This window comes from Pelomicrobium sp., assembly GCF_036803785.1.
Classification (GTDB): Bacteria; Pseudomonadota; Gammaproteobacteria; order Burkholderiales; family UBA6910; genus Pelomicrobium.
On the sequence record NZ_DAIRTR010000182.1, the window covers coordinates 1 to 4,891 of the forward strand.

Annotated in this window: 7 protein-coding genes; 6 read left to right on the forward strand and 1 reads right to left on the reverse strand. The window is 67.2% G+C overall.

What is annotated here, in order from left to right; translation table 11 throughout:
- The 6 genes from V7Q81_RS14685 to V7Q81_RS14710 all read left to right on the forward strand — a co-directional run.
- A partial coding sequence (locus V7Q81_RS14685; RefSeq protein ID WP_333844758.1) for an acyloxyacyl hydrolase occupies positions 1–389 on the forward strand: 389 nt, incomplete at its 5' end.
- Positions 390–399: 10 nt separating this feature from the next.
- A complete protein-coding gene (dnaX, locus tag V7Q81_RS14690) occupies positions 400–1,950 on the forward strand; it encodes a DNA polymerase III subunit gamma/tau (RefSeq protein WP_333844762.1) in 1,551 nt (516 codons plus the stop codon).
- A 21-nt stretch (positions 1,951–1,971) separates the two neighbouring features.
- Positions 1,972–2,295, forward strand: a complete 324-nt coding sequence (locus V7Q81_RS14695) for a YbaB/EbfC family nucleoid-associated protein (RefSeq protein WP_333844765.1) — start codon at positions 1,972–1,974, stop codon at positions 2,293–2,295.
- Positions 2,296–2,398: 103 nt separating this feature from the next.
- The gene (gene recR, locus V7Q81_RS14700; RefSeq protein ID WP_333844768.1) at positions 2,399–2,995 is read left to right on the forward strand and encodes a recombination mediator RecR; all 597 of its coding nucleotides are present in this window, start codon (positions 2,399–2,401) and stop codon (positions 2,993–2,995) included.
- On the forward strand, positions 2,995–3,996 hold the full coding sequence (locus V7Q81_RS14705) for a pseudouridine synthase (protein ID WP_333844772.1): 1,002 nt from the start codon (positions 2,995–2,997) through the stop codon (positions 3,994–3,996). The genes recR and V7Q81_RS14705 overlap by 1 nt, the downstream gene beginning before the upstream one ends.
- Positions 3,939–4,355, forward strand: coding sequence for a PAS domain S-box protein (locus tag V7Q81_RS14710; protein WP_333844775.1), 417 nt, complete (start codon positions 3,939–3,941; stop codon positions 4,353–4,355). The genes V7Q81_RS14705 and V7Q81_RS14710 overlap by 58 nt, the downstream gene beginning before the upstream one ends.
- Before the next feature lie 79 nt (positions 4,356–4,434).
- Here V7Q81_RS14710 and V7Q81_RS14715 read toward each other — a convergent pair.
- The coding region (locus V7Q81_RS14715; protein ID WP_333844778.1) for a HemK family protein methyltransferase at positions 4,435–4,891 on the reverse strand (457 nt) is incomplete at its 5' end.

The following is a 4,891-nucleotide window of genomic DNA, read 5'->3' on the forward strand; positions in this document are numbered from 1 at the left end:
GGCTAGAGGGGGCGGGCTGGTTCCTCGGGGGATACTGGGACTTGCAAATCGGCCGTTGGATAAACGACAGCCCGGACAGAACCCATGCGGGTCTGTGGGAGGTGGGCCTCACGCCCGTGCTGCGGCTGCAATGGGACGGCGCCGGAGGCTTTGCTCCGTACCTGGAGGGCGGCATCGGGGCCCATTTCCTGTCGGAGACCTCGGTGAGCCGAGAGCGGCGCTTCGGGTCGAACTTCCAGTTCGGCGATCACCTGGGATTCGGGCTGCGCTTCGGGCCCCGCCAGGCCTTTGACCTGAGCTATCGCTATCAGCATCTGTCCAACGCCGGGATCAAATCTCCTAACAACGGCATCAATTTCCATCAGGTTCGCTTCGGCTATTGGTTTTGAGGTTTGGTCGGTGACCCACGTCCTTGCCCGTAAATGGCGCCCCCGCCGCTTCGAGGAGCTGGTGGGGCAAGAGCACGTGGTGCGAGCGCTGTGTAACGCCCTGGCGCAGGGCAGGCTCCACCATGCCTATCTCCTGACCGGGACCCGAGGGGTGGGCAAGACCACCCTGGCTCGGATTCTGGCCAAGGCGCTCAACTGCGAGAGCGGGGTGAGCGCCACTCCCTGCGGGACATGCAGCGCCTGCCAGGAGATCGATGCCGGCCGCTTCGTCGATCTGATCGAGCTGGACGCCGCCTCCAACACCCAGGTGGACCATATGCGAGAGCTCCTGGAGAATGCGCTCTATGCGCCAGTGAGCGGCCGCTACAAGATCTACATCATCGACGAGGCGCACATGCTCTCTCGCAGCGCCTTCAACGCCATGCTCAAGACGCTGGAGGAGCCGCCGGAACACGTCAAGTTCGTCCTGGCCACCACCGACCCCCAGAAGATCCCGGTCACGGTGCTCTCCCGCTGCCTCCAGTTCAACCTGAAGCGCATCCCGGCGCCTCAGGTCGCCGGGCGGCTGCGTCAGGTACTGGAAGCAGAGGCGATTCCCTTCGAACCCGCTGCGGTCCAGCTCCTGGCGCGGGCGGCCCAGGGAAGCCTTCGGGACGGCTTGAGCCTGCTCGATCAGGCAATCGCCCATGGGGGCGGGCGGGTCCAGGAAGCCTCGGTGCGAGCCATGCTGGGCACGGTGGCCGATGGCGACCTCAGCGCCATCCTGGTGGCGGTGAAGGCCGGCGACGGTGCCCGGCTCAAGGCGATCGCCGACGAGATGGAAGCGGCCGGCGCTTCTTTCGAAGGGGCACTCCAGGATCTGGCCGCCCTGCTCACCCAGGTGGCCCTGGCCCAGGCCGCACCGCAGGCCTTGGGCGAGGAGGTTCCTGACCGGGAACAGGTGCTGGCCCTGGCGCGGCAGCTCGATCCGGAAGAGGTGCAGCTCTACTACCAGATCGCCATCCACGGCCGCCAGGAACTGGACCTCGCCCCGGACGAATACGCCGGGTTCACCATGACGCTTCTGCGCATGCTCTGCTTCACGCCCCAGGGGGAGGAGGCCCCCACAACTCGTTCCTCCCCCTCCGCCGCGGGCGCGGGTACTGCCCCGGCGGCCGCATCCCACCGGGCGGCGTACCCGTCGGAGGTGGACTGGCCGACCGTGGTGGCGAGTCTGGGGCTTTCGGGCATGGCGAGGCAGCTGGCCGAGCATTGCGAGCTGGCGGGTGTCAGCGACCAGGAGATATGCCTTCGCTTGCCCGAGGCTCACCGTTACCTCCTGGACAAACGCTACGAGGACCGGGTGGCGCAGGCCCTGCGCCAACACTTCGGGCGGCCCCTCAAGGTAAAATTCACCTGCGGCACGAGCGCTGGCCTGTCCCCGGCGGAAATGGCCCATCGGGAGCGGCGCGAGCGCCAGAGGAAGGCGATCGAGGCGATCGAAAAGGATCCTTTCGTGCGCGAGCTGATCGAAAACTTCGATGCGCGGTTGGCCGATTCCTCCATCAAGCCGCTCAATTGAAGCCACACGGGGAGCATACCGATGAAAGGCGGAATCGCCGGGCTCATGAAGCAAGCCCAGCAGATGCAGGAAAGCCTGAAGCGCGTCCAGGAAGATCTGGCGAGTCTGGAAGTGGAAGGCCAGGCCGGCGCTGGCATGGTAAAGGTAGTGATGACCTGCCGCCACGACGTCAAGCGGGTCGCCATCGATCCCAGCCTGCTGGGCGGCGAGGACAAGGAGATGCTGGAAGACCTGGTGGCGGCGGCGGTGAACGACGCGGTGCGGCGAGTGGAGGCCACGATCCAGGAGCGCATGAGCGCCGTCACCGCCGGCATGGCCCTGCCGCCCGGGCTCAAGCTGTTCTGAATCCCCGTCATCGGCGGCTGGGGCGGCCGATTTGCCCTGCCCCGAGCAGGGCGTTTCCCCTCCGCCACGTGCCTTCTGTTTCCGCCGCGCGCAGCATTTCACCATGAGGCCCGTCTCCAGCCTGGAAGACCTGGTGCAGGCACTGCGTTGTCTGCCCAGCGTCGGACCCAAATCGGCCCAGCGCATGGCCTATCACCTGCTGCAACGGGATCGGGAGGGGGCGGCTCGGCTCGCCAGGGCACTGGAACAGGCCCTCGAGCGCATCCGTCATTGCGAGCGTTGCAACAACTTCTCCGAAGAGCCCGTATGCGAGTTGTGCCGCTCCCCCCGCCGGGATCCCGCCTTGCTGGCGGTAGTGGAGACCCCGGGGGATCTCCTCATGATGGAGCAAGCCCAGTGCTACCAGGGTCTCTACTTTGTATTGATGGGGCGGCTTTCCCCCCTGGACGGAATCGGTCCCCGGGAGATCGGCTTGGATCGCTTGCTTAAGCGAGTCCAGGACGGGATGGTACGGGAGGTGATCCTCGCCACTAATTTCACCGTGGAAGGAGAAGCCACGGCCCACTACATCGGGGAGCTGTTGCGGGGCCACGGACTGAAGGTGACCCGCATCGCACGAGGCTTGCCCGTGGGCGGGGAGCTGGAGCACGTGGACGCGGGCACCCTCGCCCAGGCAGTCAGGGAGCGGCGGAGTCTGTGATGGCGGGTGCAACCCAGGGAGAACGGCTGCAGAAAGTCCTGGCTCAGGCGGGTTTTGGCTCCCGGCGGGAGATCGAGGCATGGATCCGGGAGGGGCGGGTGAACGTCAATGGGCAGCCGGCGGTGTTGGGCACGCGGGTCAAGCCGGGGGATGCGGTGCGGGTCCACGGGCGCACCCTTCGGGTCCCACCGAGCCAGGACGTCCGGGTCCTCCTCTACCACAAACCGGCGGGGGAGATCGTGAGCCGTCGGGATCCGGAGGGCCGCCCGAGAGTGTTCCAGCACCTGCCGCCAGCCCGGGGTGGCCGCTGGGTGCCCGTGGGTCGGCTCGATTACAATACCGAGGGGCTGCTTATTCTCACCACCTCGGGGGAACTGGCCCACCGTCTCATGCATCCCCGCTATGGGATGGCCCGGGAGTACGCGGTGCGGGTGCGCGGGGCGCTCACGGAGGAAGAGAAGCAGCGGCTCCTCTCCGGCGTGCGGCTCGAAGACGGCCTCGCCCGGCTCGAGGCTCTGGAAGAGATCGGCGGCTCGGGAAGCAATGTGTGGTACCGGATGATCCTGCGGGAGGGTCGCAACCGGGAGGTGCGGCGGCTCGTCGCCGCGGTGGGCCATGAAGTGAGCCGGCTCATCCGCGTCCGTTTTGGCCCCATTGACCTGCCTCCCGACTTGAAGCGAGGACGCTGGCGAGCGTTGGCACCCGAAGCGGTGCAAACCCTGCTTGCGGCAGCGGGCCTGCCCGCGCCTGCGGTTCAGAGCGACGCCGGCAAGAAGAGGCCAGGGAGCCCCGGAGCGCTTCAGCCCGCCGTTTCCCCGGCGGGGCGGGGGCGGTTGCGCTCGAACGGCCGGCACGCCGCCTCCCGGGAAAGCAGGACGCCGCAAGGGAAATCCTCGGCTGCGCACACGAGACAGGGTTCGAAGCAAGCGCGAGGAGAGGACCAATGGAGCAGGACTCGAAGCTCGCCCAGGCGATTCTCGAGCAGGCGGCGGATGCCGTGATCTTTGCCGACCGGGAAGGCGTGATCCGCCTTTGGAACCGGGCGGCCACTGCGCTCTTCGGCTTCACGGGGGAGGAGGCGCTGGGCACAAGCCTCGACCTGATCATTCCCGAGCATTTGAGACCGGCCCACTGGACGGGTTTTCGCCGGGCAATCGAGTCGGGCACGACCCGGCTCGGCGGCCGTCCCACCCTCACCCGGGCACTGCACAAGAGCGGCAAGCGGCTGTACGTGGACATGAGCTTCGCCCTCGTGCGCGACCCCGGGGGGCGCATTGCCGGCTCGGTTGCCATCGCGCGGGACGCAACCGCCCGCTACGAGGAAGAGAAGGACCGTCGCCAGTCAGCCGCGGTACGATGAAGGTCTAAGACGGTGCGCGACTCCCGGGCGGGAGGAGTCTGATCAGACTCCCTTTTTCGGCTGCCCAGGCGGAAGGGGGCTAGGGAAGATCGTCCCGGTGGAGCAGGAACACGTGGCCCGTTCCACCGCTCACCTCCGGCCAAACAAAAGGCAGGTGGGGAAAAGCAGCCTCCAGGGCGTGCCGGTGATGCCCGATCTCCACCACGAGAACGCCATCCGGAGCGAGAAACGAGCGGGCCTGCGCCAGAATGCGGCGCACGAAGTCCAGGCCGTCCACGCCCCCTGCCAAGGCCTCCCGGGGCTCATGCAAGTACTCGGGTGGCAGCACTTCCATCGACGCCTGATCCACGTAAGGCGGGTTCGACACGATCACATCGTAGCGATTGCCTTGTAGGGCTTCGAACAGATCGGAGCGTACGAGCCGCACCCGCTCTTGCAGCCCGTAGTCCCGCACGTTGCGGGCCGCCACCTCCAGGGCTGCGGCGGAAACGTCGGCGGCGTCCACTCGGGCGCCGGGGAAGGCGTGGGCCAGGAGG

Excerpts from the sequence above, each read along its gene's own strand:
- V7Q81_RS14705 (WP_333844772.1), top strand. The coding sequence starts at position 2,995 with ATGGCGGGTGCAACCCAGGGAGAACGGCTGCAGAAAGTCCTGGCTCAG.
- V7Q81_RS14710 (WP_333844775.1), top strand. The coding sequence starts at position 3,939 with ATGGAGCAGGACTCGAAGCTCGCCCAGGCGATTCTCGAGCAGGCGGCG.
- recR (WP_333844768.1), top strand. The coding sequence starts at position 2,399 with ATGAGGCCCGTCTCCAGCCTGGAAGACCTGGTGCAGGCACTGCGTTGT.
- V7Q81_RS14695 (WP_333844765.1), top strand. The coding sequence starts at position 1,972 with ATGAAAGGCGGAATCGCCGGGCTCATGAAGCAAGCCCAGCAGATGCAG.